A 17,807-nucleotide genomic window follows, 5' to 3' on the forward strand; every position below is an offset into this window, starting at 1 on the left:
TAAATGTTCAATGGCCGGCGACCGGCGCTATTCCCTGATATATCAGGGGATCTCCGGGCGGAATACCACGCTGACCGTTGTTCCGCCTGCGTCTCCGGAGACGATCTCACAGCGGCCGTGCAGGTTTTTGGCGCGATCGCGCATGATAATCAGCCCGTAATGGTCGGGGCGTTCGCTGTTGGGCGGCAGTCCGCAGCCGTTATCGCTGACGGTCAGCGTCACTTCCCCCTGACGGTTGATGACCTGAATGCGGACTTCCGTCGCCTTGGCGTGTTTGTGAATATTACTCAGCGCCTCGCGGGCGATTTGCAGCAGGTGGATGGCCTGATAAGCCGGGACGGTGCGCGGCCCGAGCTGATAATCCAGCGCGATGTCGATGCCGAGGCGCGCGTTGAACTCCCGCACCGTGCTCTGCAGCGCCGCCAGCAGGCCCGGTTCGCTCAGCTGCAGCCGGAAGGTGGTCAGCAGCTCGCGCAGCTGGCGGTAGGCGGTGTTCAGCTCTTCACGCATCTGCTGCACCAGCATCAGGCTGTCGGCCGGCAGGGTCGCGCCCTGCATCTGCAGGCAGCTGGTCTGCATCTTCAGACACGACAGGGACTGGGCGATCGAATCGTGCAGCTCACGGGCGATAGCGGCGCGCTCTTCCATCAGGATCAATTGCTGCTGATGATCGACCTGCCGTTCGATCGCCAGCACGCTGGTCAGTTGTTCAACCAGCGTGCCGACCAATTGCCGGTGTTCGTCGTTCAGCGGCTGCCGGCTTTGCGCCAGCAAGAGGCCGTAGTTGCCCAGCTTATCGCTCAGGCTCCAGCTGAGCGTCGGCCCTTCATCCGCCATGATGTTGTCACTCAGGCAGGCGCGGCAGGCCGGATTGTGGCAGTGCTCCGGGCGTAGCGGTTCCTGGCTGCTGAGCTGTTGAAACTGCTCCTGGCTGTTGTTTTCGTACAGCCTGACCTGTATGGCGCGCAGCGGCGTCAGGGTTTGCAGCTGGCTGAGCACCGGCATCAGCCGGCTGCACATCGGGTCGCTGGTATGCAACTGTCGGCTGGCGTGATAAAGAAAGCGCAGAACCTGATTTTTTTGCTGCAGATCGGCGGTTTTTTCCGCCACGCGCTGCTCCAGCCGCGTGTACATGTTGGACAATTCATCCGACATGCTATTCAAGGCGCCGCCGAGCGAGGCCATTTCATCCTGCCGCCCGCGTTGGGGGAAGCGCTGGCTGAAATCGCCGCGCCCGACCGCCATCGCCAGGGTGACCAACTGGCGCCAAGGGTGCAGCAGCCGTTGCCGCAGGTAGCAGACGGTGACGGCCAGCAGCAGCAGCGTCAGAGCGATGAACACCCACTGCACCAGCGTTGCCGCCAGCAGCCGGCGTTCGGTCTGATGATCAATATCCGATACCAGCGCGTCCAGCAGGCCGACGAAGTGCGCCACCTGCGCGGCGGCGTCAGCAGGCTGCCGCGCCTGGCGTAGCCGGGGCTGCAGCGTGTGCTGCCAGTAATCGCGCAGCGCATAAAATTGCGGCGTCAGTCCTTCCTGCGCCACCGAACGTTGTAAATCCTCGCTGTCGGCATCGCGGCTGAGTTCAGCAATCAGCTCCTCGCTGCGCGCATCCAGCGGTAACGATGCCAGCAGACGATAGCTCTGCATACGCAGCGATCCCGCCTTGTTGATGGCATGTGCATTGCCCTGAATGCTTTGCGCCATCCAGGCGGAGATGCTCATGCCGCCGATGCCAAGCAGCGCCAGCAGCAGCATCAGCACGGCGACCTGATTAACGATGGAGAGCGGAGCCAGTAATGATTTCATACGGCGCAGATTCCTGAAAACGACGACGGCGAAGTGAGGAACAATCGGAAGACGGGCGAGCCGTTCCGATAACAATTTGGCGCTATTTTTCATTATCCCTGCAGATAACCCCATACCTATAACGAAGTAACCATTAGTTTCCCTGCCTCCGGTATGCCAACTTTTCTGCGCATTGGCTAATGTCTATCTGATTGAATATAAAAATTATTTAAACGATCTGAAGTTTACTCCCTAATAGAGTTGGGGGCATTTTGCGGCGACGGCTACCTGCACCCGGCTTGATTTATGTCAACTTTGCTCTATGGGCGGAACTCTAGGGTGGATGCAATTATCAGCGTGCTTTCGAGGTTATTTATGTCGCACATAGCAACGTCATCAAACAAAAAAACGAGCGCGGTTATTCAGGACTGGCGACCCGAAGACAGTGAGTTTTGGCAGCAGCGGGGGCAGCGTATCGCCAACCGCAACCTGTGGATCTCGATTCCCTGTCTGCTTCTGGGCTTCTGCGTCTGGATGTTGTTCAGCGCCGTTGCCGTCAACCTGAATAAGGTCGGCTTCAACTTCACCACCGAGCAGCTGTTTATGCTGACCGCTTTGCCCTCGGTATCCGGCGCGATTATGCGCGTGCCTTACTCCTTCGTGATACCGATTTTCGGCGGCCGCCGCTGGACGGCGATCAGCACCTGTCTGCTGATCGCACCCTGCCTGTGGTTGGGCGTCGTGGTGCAGGATCCCGCCACACCTTTCCATATTTTTGTCATTATTGCGCTGCTGTGCGGCTTCGGCGGCGCCAACTTCGCCTCCAGTATGGCGAATATCAGCTTCTTCTTCCCTAAAGCGAGGCAGGGCGGCGCGTTGGGGCTGAACGGCGGCCTGGGCAACCTCGGTGTCAGCGTAATGCAGCTGGTGGCTCCGTTGGTGATTACGCTGGGGATGTTCGGTCTGTTTGGCGGCAGCGGTCACCCGCAGCCGGACGGCAGCCAGCTGTGGCTGGAGAACGCCGCCTGGATCTGGGTGCCGTTTTTACTGATCGCCACGCTGGCGGCCTGGTTCGGCATGAACGACCTGGCTGCCTCCAAAGCGTCGCTGAGCCAGCAGCTGCCGGTGCTGAAACGCGGACACCTGTGGTTGCTCAGTTTGTTGTACCTGTCTACATTCGGCTCTTTCATCGGTTTTTCCGCCGGTTTCGCCATGCTGTCGAAAACCCAGTTCCCGGATGTGGTGATCCTGCATTACGCCTTCTTCGGCCCGTTCCTCGGCGCGTTGGCGCGCCCGGTCGGCGGTGCACTGTCGGACCGTTTCGGCGGTGTCCGCGTAACGCTGATCAACTTCGTGCTGATGGCGCTGTTTGCCGGGCTGTTGTTCCTGACGCTGCCGGGCGCCGGTTCATCCGGCTCCTTTATCGCCTTTTATGGCGTCTTTATGCTGCTGTTTCTGACGGCGGGGCTGGGCAGCGGCTCTACTTTCCAGATGATCGCGGTCATTTTCCGTAAAATTACCGTTGATCGCGTCAAGGACGCCGGCGGCAGCGACGAAGAGGCGCAGCGCGAAGCGGTGACCGATACTGCCGCCGCACTAGGGTTTATCTCCGCGATTGGTGCGATCGGTGGGTTCTTCATCCCCAAAGCCTTCGGAACCTCACTGGCGATGACCGGTTCGCCGGCCGGGGCGATGAAAATCTTCCTGGTATTTTATATCCTTTGTGTGGTGATTACCTGGTTGGTATACGGACGTAAGGCTCGCGGGTAATACGTATTTCTCTGCAGGTATCTCTGCGTTAAGAGAGATACCTGCACGCATCGGACTAAAACCTGTAATTTCAAACGATTTAAATAGCCGCGTAGGTAAGTTTCCTAATAAAACATACGCCTTCACCCAATGGTTGATTACGATATTTAATACGGCATTGAATATTAAGTTATTTACGCTAATGATTCTCACATCTCACTCCCTGTAACATCTTTGTTGCATTACCATCCCAGTGTTTTTTATTTTAATTTAATTGTCCTCCATTCGTTCAATGAGATTAGTCTCATTCTTTCTCCATGCCACTATCTATGCCAGACTTACAATAGGATTAAGTTGAAACCTGTTTTTTAAATATGTTTTCTTGTTCATTTCAGAATGAAATTTTACAATTTTACTGTCGGTCTGAACATCGGCTTGTTTTTTACTTTTTCTTTTAAATTCAATAAATTGAAGTTATTTTTTTAAGGCTTTTCTACACAGGGTTGAGATTTTTAAGGCCGCATGAGACAGGCGTTAAAATTATATGGAAATGTATTGATGTCATAAGTGAAATTATTTTTTCATATAGGTGAAAATATAAATTTGTCAACTTGTTGAGTTTACATTTGATTTCTTGGTCGTTTTTTCTTATTTCTATACCACGCGTGCAGGAGTGGGCTCATTAAGGAAATTAACGTGAATCTCGATAAAAGAATAACGATCAGGAATCTCAATGTATTGATCCCTTCCAGGAAAAGCACCCGTCTACGTTGGAAGGAGTATCAAATACTCTCTCTGTTGGTCGCCAATTCTCCTGAGCTGGTGACCCGGACGGAAATTATAGAAAGCATCTGGAAAGGCACCTATTGTTCTGATTCGACGATAAATCAGACAATTAAATCTATTCGTCAAAAGATTGGCGACAGCGAGCATACCATTATCAGAACTATCCCTCGCTTAGGTTACAAGGTTGAAAATCGCGCAATATTTAATTTTCTTAGCGATGACAGCCATGATGAAGAACCTATTTTGAATTCAGGTCTTTTGGTTTCCGATGATATTCAACAGGAATCATCTGAAAGTTCATTGCAGGGAAGTGTTTCTGAATTGGCGGAAATAAACATTGCGCGCGAGCCGGGTATGGCGCAGGAGAAAATAGCATCCCGGCTCTCTCTGTGGCATAGGCAACCGTTTACTGCGACGAAGAAACGATCTGGTCGATTTTCTCCGTGGATGATTCGCGGCGTCAAATGGGTATCCTTGCTGGCGTTATTTGCGGTGATTGCAAATATCTTCTTTCATCTGGGCGGCCAGATGCATTCCCCCGCTGGGGAGAATCGCCTACACCATCCGGCGCGGGTACTGTTGACCTTAAAGCTCGGCAGTGCCGACCATCCCGATGCGCCTTCGCTGCACTCGCTGTTGTGCATGTATCAGAGAGATAAGTCGTTGCAGGTGACGATTGAATGTATCGATCCCAAGAAGGGACAGTTTCAGCAGCAATACCGTGACGATGAAATCAAAGAGCGTGGCGAAATTCAGCTTATCCTGCCGGAGCATTTGATGAGCGCATTTGTTCCCCCCGAAAAAGAGAATTAAATAGAGATAAATTTCACTTTGAGTCTTGTTTCATCTGGCGCAATGTTCGCTATTTTATTTTTTCTTATTTGAAAGGGGATATTAATTTGTTCAGTCTGTAAAGGATAGCTGATTGCTATTGGATTTTTGCCCTCGTTAGTTGACGGAAATAAAGATAACAGGCTGAGTGAATATTATGGATGAGCGTAAAGTAGCTATTATCGGCGGTTCTGGTTTTATCGGTACGCGGTTGGTTAAACGTCTGCGTTCGCGCAGCGATCTCACGCTGCGTATTATTGATAAAAATCCGAGTGAAGCGTACCCCGAATTTTATCAATACGGTGATATAACGCAGCCGCAAACGCTGCGTGCCGCGCTGGAGGGGTGTGATGCGGTGATCAATCTGGCGGCGGAGCACCGGGATAATGTGCTGCCCACTTCGCTTTACTATCAGGTGAATGTGGAGGGGGCGCGCCATCTTTGCCAACAGGCCGCGGCGCTAGGCATCCGTCAGATGATCTTTACCTCTTCGGTGGCCGTCTATGGTTTTGTTCAGCAGGAAACCGGCGAAGACGGCGCCTTTGATCCTTTTAACCACTACGGCAAATCCAAACTGGAAGCGGAATATGTTTATGAAGCCTGGCGCAAGGCGGATAAGAACAACAAATTGACGATAATCCGGCCGACGGTGGTATTTGGCGAAGGCAATCGCGGCAACGTTTATAACCTGCTGCGTCAAATTGCCGGCGGACGATTTGTCATGATCGGCAGCGGGAATAATTTCAAGTCGATGGCCTATGTCGAAAATATTGCCGCCCGGTTGGAATACGCACTCGATCAGCAGGCGGCTTATCAGGTCTGCAATTATGTTGATAAACCTGACTTAACCATGAATCAGCTGGTGACCACGGTATCTGCTTCGTTGGGTAAAGATAACAAGCCGCTGCGCATTCCCTATTGGCTTGGCCTGTGCGGCGCCGGCGCGTTAGACCTGATGAGTAAAATAACCCGGCGCCAATTTCCTGTCAGCCGTGTGCGCGTGGCGAAGTTTTGCGCCAGGACACAGTTCAGGAGCGACGTACGCAGCGATTTTGTCGCGCCGGTGGCGTTGGATGAGGCGATTGCCAAAACCATCAGGCATGAGTTTCGCGCGCGTTAACGCAACAGGGCGCGGGCGTCCGGTATATCTATCAGGAGCGCTGCGCAACGTGCCGCTTTGGACAAGGAGGGACGATGCTTTATCAACTGGGAGTGATATTTTTTTTGGCGCTGCTGCTGATGGCTATCGCCAGGGTCATCGCCGTAAAACTGGCGCTGATTGATAAGCCCAGCGTCCGCAAACAGCATCAGGGGCATATCCCGCTGAGCGGCGGCATCGCGATCTATCTGTCGGTGGTGCTGTTTTCGTTCCGGCAGCCGGATGGCATACCGCATATGGCGGTCTACCTGGGTTGCGTGACGGCATTGCTGCTGCTGGGCATGCTGGATGACCGTTTTGAACTGCCGGTCGCGCCGCGTATGACGGTGCAGGGCGGGCTGGCGCTGGTAATGATGCTGGTGGCCGGTATGCAGCTCTCCTCTCTGGGGCATCTGTGGGGGGATGACGCAGTGCAGCTTGGCTATGGCGCCCTGCTGATGACGCCGCTGGCGGTATGGGGCGCTATCAACGCTTACAACATGGTCGACGGCATTGATGGCCAGTTAGGCATGCTGTGCTGCGTGACCCTCGCCGGTCTGGCCGCGCTGTTCGCCCTGGACGGGCATCTGGCCGCCGTGCTCTGGTGTCTGAGTCTGATCGCCACCCTGGCGGCTTATCTGCTGTTTAACCTTGGCGTCTTGGGGCGCCGCTATCAAATTTTCATGGGCGATGCCGGCAGCATGGTGATGGGATTTACCGTGCTGTGGCTGTTGCTGACCGCGACGCAGGGGGAGGACGCGGTGATGCGTCCGGTCGGCGCGCTGTGGCTGATCGCCGTGCCGCTGATGGATATGGCGAGTGTGATGCTGCGCCGTATCGTCCGGCGTCGTAGCCCGTTTCGCGCCGACCGCGATCATCTGCACCACGTTCTGATTCGCCGCGGCTTCAGCGCCCGCCAGGCTTTGGCGATAAGCGGACTGCTGGCTATGGTGCTGGCTGCTTTCGGCCTGTTTGGCGAGCTGTTGGCGTTACAGGAAAATTTGATGCTGGCGGCATTTTTGCTGTGTTCCGGCGGTTATTTCCTGCTGGGGCGCGAGCCGCGGCGGACAAGGATGGCGTCCGGTTCACCGGCTGCCGATCGTTAATTTTGTAGCAGGATGCTTGCATGAATAGTGCTTTTCCCCGTCTGGCGCTGGCGTTATCCGCCGTGTTGCTGGGCAGTTGTAGTCTGTTTCCTGGTTCCCACTTGCCGACGGCGGGTAAGCATAAGGTGACGTCGGCGGACGATGCCGGCGCCTTGACGCCGAGGGTGGCAGTATACCGTATGACGCCGATGCTACTGGCCAAAATGCGGCGGGCGGCGCCGTCGGCGCAGCCGAATCCGCAGTTGGAACTGTTCCGGCAACAGTATCAGTACCGCATTGGCATCGGCGACGTGCTGAACGTCACGGTGTGGGACCACCCGGAGTTGACCACGCCGGCCGGGCAGTACCGCAGCGCCAGCGATACCGGTAACTGGGTGCATACCGACGGCAGCATTTTTTATCCGTATATCGGCAAGTTGCAGGTGGTGGGGAAAACCCTTGAGGAAGTCCGCAGTCTGATCGCCGCCCGGCTGGCGGAGGTGGTCGAAAATCCGCAGGTGGGCGTCAATATTGCCGCCTTTCGTTCGCAAAAAGCGTATGTCACCGGCGAAGTCAACCTCTCCGGCCAGCAGCCGATCACCAATGTGCCGCTGACGGTGTTGGATGCGATTAACGCTGCTGGCGGGCTGACCGAGTCTGCAGACTGGCGCAATGTCACGGTAACGCATCAGGGGAAAGAGCAGGCGATCTCGTTACAGGCGTTGATGCAGTACGGCGATCTGAGCCAGAACCTGCCGCTGACGGCGGGGGATATTCTCTATGTGCCGCGCAACGACGACCAGAAAGTATTTGTGATGGGCGAAGTGGGCAGGCAGGCCACTTTGAAGCTGGACCGCAGCGGCATGACATTGACCGAAGCGCTGGGCAACGCCGGCGGCATCAGTCAAACGCTGGCGGACGCCACCGGAGTATTCGTTATCCGCCCCGGTCGTGACAAGGACGGCGACGCGTTGGCGGCGCTGTACCAGTTTGACCTGTCGGACGCCACCGCGCTGGCAATGGGCACGGAGTTTCAACTGCAGCCGTACGACGTGGTGTATGTCACCGCGGCGGCGGTGACGCGCTGGAACCGACTGATTAGCCAACTGGTGCCGACCATTTCCGGTTTGAACGATCTGAGCGAAGCCACGTTGCGGCTGCGTAACTGGTAAGGGGTAAAGGGTGATGCAAGGATCAGCGATGATAAAAAATAGTGTGCAACCCGGCGCGGCGGCCGATGTGGAAGAAAAACTGGAGTGGGAGCGTCTGATCGGCCCGCTGTGGGACAACCGTTGGCGTCTGGCGCTGGCGACCGTCTTGGCGGCGTTGCTGGGGCTGTTGTACGCACTGCTGGCGACGCCGATCTATGAAGCGACGGCGATGGCGCAGGTGGAACAGCCGACCACCGGCGCGTCGCTGCTGCGCCAATCGCTGGATAATGCCGGCGAGCAGTTTTCCGCTACGCAGGATGAAATTGCGCTGGTCAACTCCCGCTATGTGCTGGGAAAAACCGTGGACAGCCAGGGACTGACGGTGCGCGTCAGCGCAGACGCTTTCCCGCTGGTGGGCAAAGGCGTGACGCGCTTGCTGGGCAAGGCGGCCCCGCAGTTGTCGATAGCCGAACTGGCGGTGCCGGCGGACATGCAGGGTAAACCCCTGACCTTAAGCGTGCATGAGAGCCAGCACTTTACCCTGAGCCAGGACGGGCGGGCGCTGCTGCGCGGGCGGGCGGGGGAGACGCTGCAGGACGGCGCATGGCGTCTGCGCGTGACGATGCTGTCCGCTGAGCCGGGCGCCACGTTCCGCGTTGTGAAGCTGGCGCGTCAGCAGGCCATTGACGATCTGCGCCGTAATCTGAGCATCGCGCTGGCGGGCAAAGAGAGCGGCATCATGACCTTTAAACTGGAGAGCGAAGATCCGCAGCGCGCCAGACGGGTTCTGCAGAGCATCACCGAGAATTACCTGCAGCAGAATATCGATCGTAAAACTGAAGAGGCCCAGCGGATGCTGGCTTTTCTGGCGCGCCAACTGCCGCAGACCCAATCTTCGCTGAACCAGGCGGAAAACCGGCTGAATCAGTTTCGTCAGCAGAATGACTCGGTGGACCTGTCGCTGGAGGCCAAGTCGGTGCTGGATACGCTGGTGCAGCTGGAGGCGCAGCTTAACGAACTGACCTTCAAAGAGTCGGAGATATCCAAACTGTATACCCGAGTGCATCCGGCCTATCGCGCCCTGCTGGAAAAGCGCGCCACGCTGGAGCAGGAGAAAGCGCGCCTGGGCAAGCAGGTACAGAACCTGCCGAAAACCCAGCAGGAGGTGCTGCGGCTGACGCGTGATGTGCAGGTTGATCAGCAGGTGTATATGCAGTTGATGAATAAACAGCAGGAACTGAACATCAGTAAGGCGGGCACGGTAGGGAACATTCGCATTATCGATGCGGCGGAAACGACGATTAAGCCGGTAAAACCGCAGAAAATACTGATCGTCATACTGGCATTGCTCAGCGGCGCGACGATTACCGCTGCGGTAATTTTGCTGCGCAGCGCCTTCCATCGGGGAATTGGCGATACTGCTGCGCTGGAGAAACGCGGTATCAATGTGTATGCCACGGTGCCGCTGTCTTTATGGCAGACAAAACGCAACCGCAGCCAGCGGCTGTTGCTGGCGCGCGGCGGCGGTGAGCGGCTGCCGATATTGGCGCAGGAACAGCCTGAAGATTTGGCCGTCGAAGCGCTCCGCAGCCTGCGCACCAGTTTGCATTTCGCCATGACGGAAGCGAGCAACAATATTCTGATGGTGTCCGGCGCCAGCCCGGCCAGCGGGAAAAGTTTCGCCAGCATCAATCTGGCGGTGGTGTTGGCTCAGGCCGGCCAGCGGGTATTGCTGATTGATGGCGATATGCGCAAGGGTTTTTTGCACCGCTGGCTGAGTAATGACGCGCAGCGGGGGCTGTCCGACGTGCTGGTCGGCCGCACTGAGCCGAGCCTGGCGGTGCGCACCACGGCGCTGGCCAATCTGGATTTTGTCCCGCGCGGGCAGGTGCCGCCGAATCCTTCCGAACTGCTGATGCACCCGCGTTTTACGGACTTTTTACGTTGGGCGGGGCAGCGTTACGACATCGTGCTGATCGATACGCCGCCGATCCTGGCGGTTACCGATGCGGCGATTATTGGCCATCATGCGGGAACGTCATTGATGGTGGTGCGTTTTGCAGTTAACAGCCTTAAACAGGTTGAAACCAGTCTGCGCCGTTTTGAACAAAACGGCGTATCCGTCAAAGGCGTGATTCTTAACGGCGTGGTGAAAAAAGCCGTTACCGATGTCGGCTATTACAACTTCGCCTACCCTAGCCACCGTGAAGAGGGCGATGCGGTGCACAGGACCTAGCCGTATGAAAGCGATTTTGCACAATGCGTTCTGGCTGATGTTGGAGCGGGTATCGCTCAGTCTCTCGGGGGTGTTCGTCTCCGTCTATGTGGCGCGTTACCTGGGGCCGGCGCAGTTCGGCATGCTGAACTACCTGCTGGCGACAATCGCCATTGTGGTGCCGCTGGCGCAGTTGGGGGCCGACAGCGTGATCTTCAACCGCGTCGCCCGCCGCCGCGCCAGCGGCGTCCGGCTGATGATCGCCTCCATGCGCCTGCGTCGGCGGTTGTTTTTACTGCTGGCGCTGCCGCTGTGGCTATGGAGCGTTTACCATCACCCGGCGCCGCAGACCTGGATGAGTACGCTGCTGTTGGCGAGCGCCTATTTTTCCGTCCAGGATGTTTACAAGATTTACTACGATGCCCGGCTGCAGGCGAAGCGTAATACGCTGATTAACAATCTGGCGTTAGCGTTGGCGATCGTGCTGCGGCTGGCGCTGATCGGCGCGGCGCTGCCGCTGGTATGGTTTGCCGTGCCGTATCTTATCGCCAGCGCGCTGCCGTATCTGACGCGTCTGTGGCTGTTCCGTCGTGAACCATCGCCGCCGGCGCCGCATAGCGCGCGCGCGGCGCGGCGCTATGACCGTTACCTGCTGCGCGTCGGCCTGCCGCTGGCCGCCGCCGGGCTGTCGATCGTCATCTACACCCGCATCGATCAAATTATGCTCGGAAATCTGCTCGGGCCGCAGGCGGTGGGCTGGTACAGCGCCGCCGTGACGCTGGGCCAGGGCTGGATCTTTATTCCGCTGGCGCTGGTGACATCGCTGATGCCGGGGATTGCCCGCTGCGCCGCCGGCCCGGAGCGGGAGTACCGCATCCGTCTGCTGTGTCTGCTGGCGCTGCTGATTTCTCTGCCGGCATTGCTGATACTGGCCGGTTGTGCCATGCCGCTGGTGACGTGGCTGTACGGTGATGCGTTTCGTCCGGCCGCCGGTATCCTGGCGATGAGCACGCTGACCGCACTGTTTTCCGTGCTGGGGACGGTGGCCTACCGCAGCATGGTGCTGCTGGCAGGCTATCGTTTTATTGCGCTGAAGATGCCGCTGGTGGCGTTGGCCAACGTGGTGATGAACGCCGTGCTGATCCCGCGTTACGGGCTGCCCGGCGCGGCGCTGTCGACGCTGCTGGCCGAATCTCTCTCCCTGTTTGTGTTCAACGCTTTTTTCCGCCGCGGGCAGATTGTCCGCCTGCAGCTGACCTGTTACTACGCTCTGCCACGTTTCATTCGCACGCTAAGGAGGCGGCATGCTTAATCGTTTATTGAAAGGGATCGTTCGGTGCTTGCCTGATGCGCTGCACCATCAGGTGAAATATGCAATGTACTTTAAGCGGTGGCCGCATCTGGCGCGCCCGCGCGGCTATAGCGAGAAGCTGATGCGGCGTAAAATTTATCCACGCGGTATTTACACGATGCTGTCGGATAAATACAAGGTGCGTGAGTTTATCGCCGGGCTCTGGGGAGAAGCTTATCTGACTGAGCTGTATGCGCACGGTGCGGAACTGAGTTATGACGTTTTTCGCCGTCTGCCGCGCCAGTTCGTGCTTAAGGCCAACCACGGCAGCGGTTATAACCGGCTGGTATTTGACAAGGAACAGGTCAGCTACGCCGAACTATACGATCAAACCCGGCGCTGGATGCGCGCCAATTTTTATCAGCAAAGCCGTGAGCGGCACTACCGCGATATTGAGCCCTGCATCATGGTCGAACGGCTGTTGCTGGAAAACGACGAGGTGCCGAACGATCTCAAATTTCACTGTTTTAACCGCGAGGGTGTGATTCGCATTTTTATTCAGGTGGATTACCAGCGCTTTGGCGAACATCGGCGGGATATCTTCGATGAACAGTGGAACCGTACGGAAATTCGCCTTGTCCTGCCTAACGCCGAGCAGCCCCTGGCTGCACCGTCGCAATTGGCGGACATGCTGCGCCTGGCGCGTCTGACGGCGCAGCAGTTTTCCTATCTGCGGGTCGATTTTTATCAGGTGGGGGAACGGGTCTATTTCGGCGAACTGACGTTTACGCCCGGCGCAGGTTTATCCCGCCTGATGCCGGAGCGCATCGAACAGGAATGGGGCGGCTATTTTATCGACTAGCATACGGCATGCCCTCGACGTTACTCCACGTCCGCCGTGACTGCGGATAAACGCGATTACCTACTATTATCCTTGAGGTAAGAAATGGATTTCTCAATTGTTATGCCGATTTATAACAGCGCAGGCTTTTTACCGAAGACGCTCTCCCGCATTTTTGCCGCCTGTCGGGGATTCGACTATCAGGTGATTCTGGTGGACGACGGCTCGGAGGCGATTGATATCGCCCAGGTGCGGCAGATCGCCTGCGCCCACAGTCAGGTGATGCTGCATGAGAAGAAGCAAAAGAGCAATGCGGCGGTATCGCGCAATCTGGGCGTCCGGCTGGCGGAGGCGGAGGTGGTATTTTTTCTCGATGCTGACGACTACTTCACCACTAACTACATTATCCGACGTCTGAAGCATCATGAAGACGTCAGTATCGACATTATTTTCGGCAATTACGCCGAGGTGAGCGGGGTGTCGGTGCGCGACTACACCTTCGATTATCAGAGCGGCAGCGCCGGGGAAGATTTTCTGTTCCTGGAGATGGGCGACATTCGTTCTTCCACCATCAGCATGCGTAAAAAAAGTGACCGGCGCTTTTTGTTTCCCGAATTTTTGTCGAAGCATCAGGACTGGGGATTTCTGGTCAACGCCACTAATCTGGGGGCACAGGTTGCCCACGACGCCGGCGGCGGCGTGTATCTGGACGTTGACCGCGCCAGCCGGATGAGTGCGCGGCTGAACCTGGAAGCCAGCGATCTGTTTATCGACGCATTCCTGCACGCAAGCGAGCGGCATATCAGCGGCTTCGCCTGCAAACATCTGCTGGCCTCCCTCTACAGTGAAAATCAGCAGGCTTTCAGCTATTACTCCTCACGCATTCTTCAGCATTCGCTGAGCGGCAAATTCAAATTGATCAAGCTGTACGGCGACTGTCTGACGCGGCTGGGGCTGTTTCCGCTGGGCGGTCGTCTGCTGCGCCATGCCCGCAACGGTTTTCGGAGGTGAGATGACGCCACGCAATATTGCCATTGTGATTGAAAATATCGCCGGGAAAGGCGGCACCGAACGCGTGGCCAGCGGATTAGCCAATGCGCTGGCCGACGACGGCGACATACGGGTAACGCTGTTTTCTCTTGGCGGTGAAGCGGCCTTTTTCCCGCTGACGCCGGCGGTGACGCTGCGCCTGATGGGCGATCGTGCGCCGTTTTGGCCGTGGCGACTGGCGAGGGCGCTGCATCGTGAGCGTTACGACGCCATTATTACCGTCTCGATGGGGCGGCTGTCGGTGGTGATGACGCCGTATTTGCGTTTGTTGTGCCCCGACAGTCGGCTGTTGCTCAGTGAGCACGTCAGTTTTCAGCAATATCGGTGGCCGATGCGTTGGTTGAAGCTGCTGGTGTATACCCTGGGCGACCGGGTGATTTTACTGACGCAGCAGGATCGTGCGCGGATAAGCCGCTGGGTCCGGCAGGACAAATGTCTGGTGATCGAAAACGTTTCGCCGTTTGCGCCGCAGCCGCCCGACGAAGGCCGGCGGCGCAACGTCGCGCTGGCGATTGGCCGGCTTACCGCACAGAAAGGGTTTGACCGGCTGATTGACGCCTGGCGGCAGATCGCCCGACAGGCGCCGTCATGGCAACTGCTGATCGTCGGCGATGGCCCGGCGCGGCCGGCGCTGCAACGGCAGATTGCGCAGGCTGGGCTGGAACGTCATATCTCTTTGCTGCCGGCGACGCCGGACGTGGCGCGCTATTACCGTCAGGCCAGTCTGTATTTGATGACCTCCCGTTACGAGGGACTGCCGATGGTGTTGATCGAAGCGCTGAGCTTCAGCCTGCCGCTGGTGGCATATGACTGTCCCACCGGGCCGGCGGAACTGATCACGTCCGGCGTTAACGGCTATCTGGTGCCGGATGGCGACCGTCCGCAGTTCTGCGAGCGGGTGGTGACACTGATGACGGATAACGCGCTGCGGCGACGTTTTGCGCATGCGTCGTGGCAGCAGGCGCAGCGCTTTACGCCGGAACGCATTTACCCTTTGTGGCAACGGATTATCACGTGAGGAATTATGGAAAAAGTATCAGTCATTATGCCGGCCTATAACGCAGCGGCATCCATCAGGGCATCAATTCTGGGCGTGCTCAACCAGAGTTTCAGCGATTTTCAGCTGTACGTGATTGATGACGCCTCCACCGATGAGACGGCGGAGATTGTGGCGTCGCTGCGACATGAGCGCGTGACCTATGTCCGCAACCCACGCAATCAGGGGGTCGCGGCCACGCGCAATATCGGTATTGATATGGCGCGCGGCGACTATCTGGCGTTTTGCGACAGCGATGACGTATGGCTGAGCAATAAGCTGGCGCGACAGGTGGAGATTCTGCAGTCCGGCCGTTACGACGTGGTGTGCTCGCATTACTACACCTTCGAACAGGACCTGCATCAGGTGAAGAACTACCGCGGTGCGGCGGAGATTATCGACTATGCGGCGATGCTCAGGAGCAACCGCATCGGCAACCTGACCGGTATCTACAATCAGCGGCGCACCGGCAAGGTCTACCAGCAACCGGTCGGCCATGAAGATTACCTGATGTGGCTGGCGGTGCTGGAGCGGGCATACAACGGCCTGGCGTACTGCGTGCCGGAACCGCTGGCATTTTACCGGGTTTCCGACCACTCGCTGTCCGGCAATAAGCTGCAGGCGGCGGACTGGCAGTGGAAAATTTACCGCCAGTATCTGGGGCTGTCATATCAGAAATCCTGCTACCTGTTCTTTACCTATTTGCTGAACGCGGCGATGAAACGCCAGTGAGCGGTCTGATGCCGGCGATTGCCGCCGCCGCGCTGCTGCAGGGTATGCCGCCGCAGGAGTGTGCGCCGAATCTGCTGCAGAACCCCGGTTTTGAACAGGGGCTGCAGGGCTGGCGCGGTGAAGGCGCCGGGCGGGATAACGCGGCGCACGGCGGTGCGGCCAGCCTGCGCTACCACAATCAGGATGCCGCCCGCTATCGCACCTTCAGCCAGACGGTCGCGGCGCAGCCCGGCCAGGCAATCGCGTTTGGCGTCTGGCTGAAAGGGCGTGGGCTGAAGGGGGCGCCGCAGGACCGCGGTGCCAGCGTGTATATCCAGAGCTTTGATGCGCAGGGGCGTTTTCTGGAGGGACGCTACCCGACGGGAATCGTCGGCAACAGCGACTGGCGGCATATCTCGGCCCTGTACCGCGTGCCCCGTCGGGCGGCGCGGGTGACGCTGGGTCTGTATCTGCGCCGTGGCACCACCGGGACGGCGTGGTTCGACGATGCGTATGCCTGCGTGCTGTCGCCGCAGGCGGCGCTCTACCCGGCGGGTGGCCGTACGCTGATTGAAACGCCGTATCCACAGTGGGTAACGATCAGCAGCGTGCTGCTCAATCGGCAGCGCAAGGTTGTCGACCAGACGAACCAGCGGCGGTATATCGCCGACCGCTATTGGCTGGATTATACGCCGCCGCCGCTGCCGCCGGGGGAATACCGCCTGCGCCAGCAGGTGACCGAAGCGCCGACAGGGCGCCGTCGCGGCAGTGAGATCGCACTGGATATCGGCCAGCCGACGCCGACGGTGGCGATTGACGGGCAGGGGTTTACCCGTCGCCGCGGCGAACGGATATTTCCGCTGGGGATTTACACCACCCGCAGCGGTGATGACGATCTGGCGCGCATCGCTGCCGCCGGTTTCAACAGCGTGCTCAATTACCATTATGGCGTTGGCAAGGACGCCGACGCTTTTTTTCGCCGCAGCCGGCGTCACGGGCTGCAGGTGATCTACGCCATCAAAGATCTCTATGGCGGCAGCCGTTTTGCGCCGGCGACGCGCGGCAGCTATGCGGCGTTGGCCGCGGCCCAGATTAACCGGCTGAAAAACCAGCCTAATTTACTGGCCTGGTATATCAATGATGAACTGGGGTTGGAGTTTTTGCCGCAGATTGCGGCCAGACACCAGCAGGTGCAGCGGCTTGACCGCCACCACCCGACGTTTCAGGTGCTGAATAAAACCGCCACGCTGGACGACTATTTCAACAGTGCGGATATTTTGGCGACCGATCCCTATCCGGTCGGCTCGGAGACTCATCTGCGCCGCACCCTGCATGATACGCAGCAGACCGTGCGCGCGGCGCGTGGGGTGAAGGGCGCCTGGATGGTGATTCAGATTATGGACCACGCCGCTTACGACAGCCGCCGCCAGGCGCGGGCGCCGACGGAAGATGAAATCCGCGCCCAGGCCTGGCTGGCGCTGATCGGCGGCGCACGCGGGCTGCTGTTTTACTCCTATAACGACCTGTTTTATCAACAGCAGCGCGGCCGTTTCAAGCGCGCTGCGTTTGAAGCGCAGTGGCGCGGTATTGCCCGCGTAGCGCGGCAGATAAACAGTTTCAGCCCTTATCTGCTTACTGGTGACGGTGTAACTTTGAGGTTGGCTGGCCCTGCGGCGGCGCGGATCTTTGTGCGCGGCGACAGCGCGTTGCTGCTGGGCGCCAATCCCGAGGCGTACCCGGTGACGCTGCGCCTGACGTTGCCGGATGGCTGGCGCCATCAGACGCGGCGCACGCTGGCGGTGCCATTGCCGCCGTTTGGCGCCGTTCATCTGCCGTTACACCGTTGACGCCGAACAGGCGTACCCCCAAATAGCCGGCAGCAATGCGAAATCTGTGCATTGGCGTCGGTTGTTTTTATTTATTCCAATAAATCAATAACAAACACCATTTTTTGTGCTTATCCAAAAGGGGTATTGCCGTAATTTCGCGCATTTTTCTCATGGCGTTGTGTTGATCGCAATCAATTTGCCGCCGTCGTTGCATCAGTAGCCTTGGCCGCAGAGTGAGCAATGACATATGTCGCGATGACCCCAGACCCGAACCCCCGGCGCAGCTGCCGGACAGTAAGGGACAAT

The 17,807-nt window shown here is 57.8% G+C and carries 13 protein-coding genes; 12 read left to right on the top strand and 1 reads right to left on the bottom strand.

Going from position 1 to position 17,807, the window contains the following annotated elements; genetic code table 11:
• Positions 1-42: 42 nt before the first annotated feature.
• Positions 43-1,809: a nitrate/nitrite two-component system sensor histidine kinase NarX gene (gene narX, locus FO014_RS19670; RefSeq protein ID WP_160030743.1), complete on the bottom strand. Its 1,767-nt coding sequence runs from the start codon at positions 1,807-1,809 to the stop codon at positions 43-45.
• A gap of 354 nt (positions 1,810-2,163) precedes the next feature.
• Here narX and narU point away from each other — a divergent pair, with 354 nt between their 5' ends.
• The 12 genes from narU (at position 2,164) to FO014_RS19730 (ending at position 17,519) form a co-directional block, all read left to right on the top strand.
• Positions 2,164-3,558: a nitrate/nitrite transporter NarU gene (gene narU / locus FO014_RS19675; protein WP_160030744.1), complete on the top strand. Its 1,395-nt coding sequence runs from the start codon at positions 2,164-2,166 to the stop codon at positions 3,556-3,558.
• A gap of 675 nt (positions 3,559-4,233) precedes the next feature.
• Positions 4,234-5,136, top strand: coding sequence for a transcriptional regulator (locus FO014_RS19680; RefSeq protein ID WP_160030745.1), 903 nt, complete (start codon positions 4,234-4,236; stop codon positions 5,134-5,136).
• A gap of 175 nt (positions 5,137-5,311) precedes the next feature.
• Complete coding sequence (locus FO014_RS19685; protein WP_160030746.1) at positions 5,312-6,274, top strand: NAD-dependent epimerase/dehydratase family protein; 963 nt, start codon at positions 5,312-5,314, stop codon at positions 6,272-6,274.
• Between the two features lie 74 nt (positions 6,275-6,348).
• Entirely contained in the window at positions 6,349-7,398 is a 1,050-nt protein-coding gene (gene wecA / locus FO014_RS19690) for a UDP-N-acetylglucosamine--undecaprenyl-phosphate N-acetylglucosaminephosphotransferase (protein WP_160030747.1), read from the top strand.
• A 20-nt stretch (positions 7,399-7,418) separates the two neighbouring features.
• On the top strand, positions 7,419-8,549 hold the full coding sequence (locus tag FO014_RS19695; protein WP_160030748.1) for a polysaccharide export protein: 1,131 nt from the start codon (positions 7,419-7,421) through the stop codon (positions 8,547-8,549).
• 28 nt (positions 8,550-8,577) lie between these two features.
• The gene (locus FO014_RS19700) at positions 8,578-10,764 is read left to right on the top strand and encodes a polysaccharide biosynthesis tyrosine autokinase (RefSeq protein WP_160030749.1); all 2,187 of its coding nucleotides are present in this window, start codon (positions 8,578-8,580) and stop codon (positions 10,762-10,764) included.
• A gap of 4 nt (positions 10,765-10,768) precedes the next feature.
• Entirely contained in the window at positions 10,769-12,055 is a 1,287-nt protein-coding gene (locus FO014_RS19705; RefSeq protein ID WP_160030750.1) for a flippase, read from the top strand.
• Positions 12,048-12,896 carry an ATP-grasp fold amidoligase family protein gene (locus FO014_RS19710; RefSeq protein ID WP_160030751.1) on the top strand — a complete coding sequence of 283 codons (849 nt, stop codon included), beginning with the start codon at positions 12,048-12,050 and terminating at the stop codon, positions 12,894-12,896. Before FO014_RS19705 ends, FO014_RS19710 begins: the two co-directional genes overlap by 8 nt.
• An 84-nt stretch (positions 12,897-12,980) precedes the next feature.
• On the top strand, positions 12,981-13,886 hold the full coding sequence (locus FO014_RS19715; protein ID WP_160030752.1) for a glycosyltransferase family 2 protein: 906 nt from the start codon (positions 12,981-12,983) through the stop codon (positions 13,884-13,886).
• Position 13,887: 1 nt separating this feature from the next.
• The gene (locus FO014_RS19720; RefSeq protein ID WP_160030753.1) at positions 13,888-14,943 is read left to right on the top strand and encodes a glycosyltransferase family 4 protein; all 1,056 of its coding nucleotides are present in this window, start codon (positions 13,888-13,890) and stop codon (positions 14,941-14,943) included.
• 6 nt (positions 14,944-14,949) lie between these two features.
• The gene (locus tag FO014_RS19725; RefSeq protein WP_160030754.1) at positions 14,950-15,693 is read left to right on the top strand and encodes a glycosyltransferase family 2 protein; all 744 of its coding nucleotides are present in this window, start codon (positions 14,950-14,952) and stop codon (positions 15,691-15,693) included.
• Positions 15,690-17,519, top strand: a complete 1,830-nt coding sequence (locus FO014_RS19730; RefSeq protein WP_246168012.1) for a carbohydrate-binding protein CenC — start codon at positions 15,690-15,692, stop codon at positions 17,517-17,519. The genes FO014_RS19725 and FO014_RS19730 overlap by 4 nt, the downstream gene beginning before the upstream one ends.
• The last annotated feature ends 288 nt before the right edge of the window (positions 17,520-17,807 follow it).

The sequence above is a fragment of the Serratia rhizosphaerae genome (assembly GCF_009817885.1).
GTDB classification, from domain to species: Bacteria; Pseudomonadota; Gammaproteobacteria; order Enterobacterales; family Enterobacteriaceae; genus Serratia_B; species Serratia_B rhizosphaerae.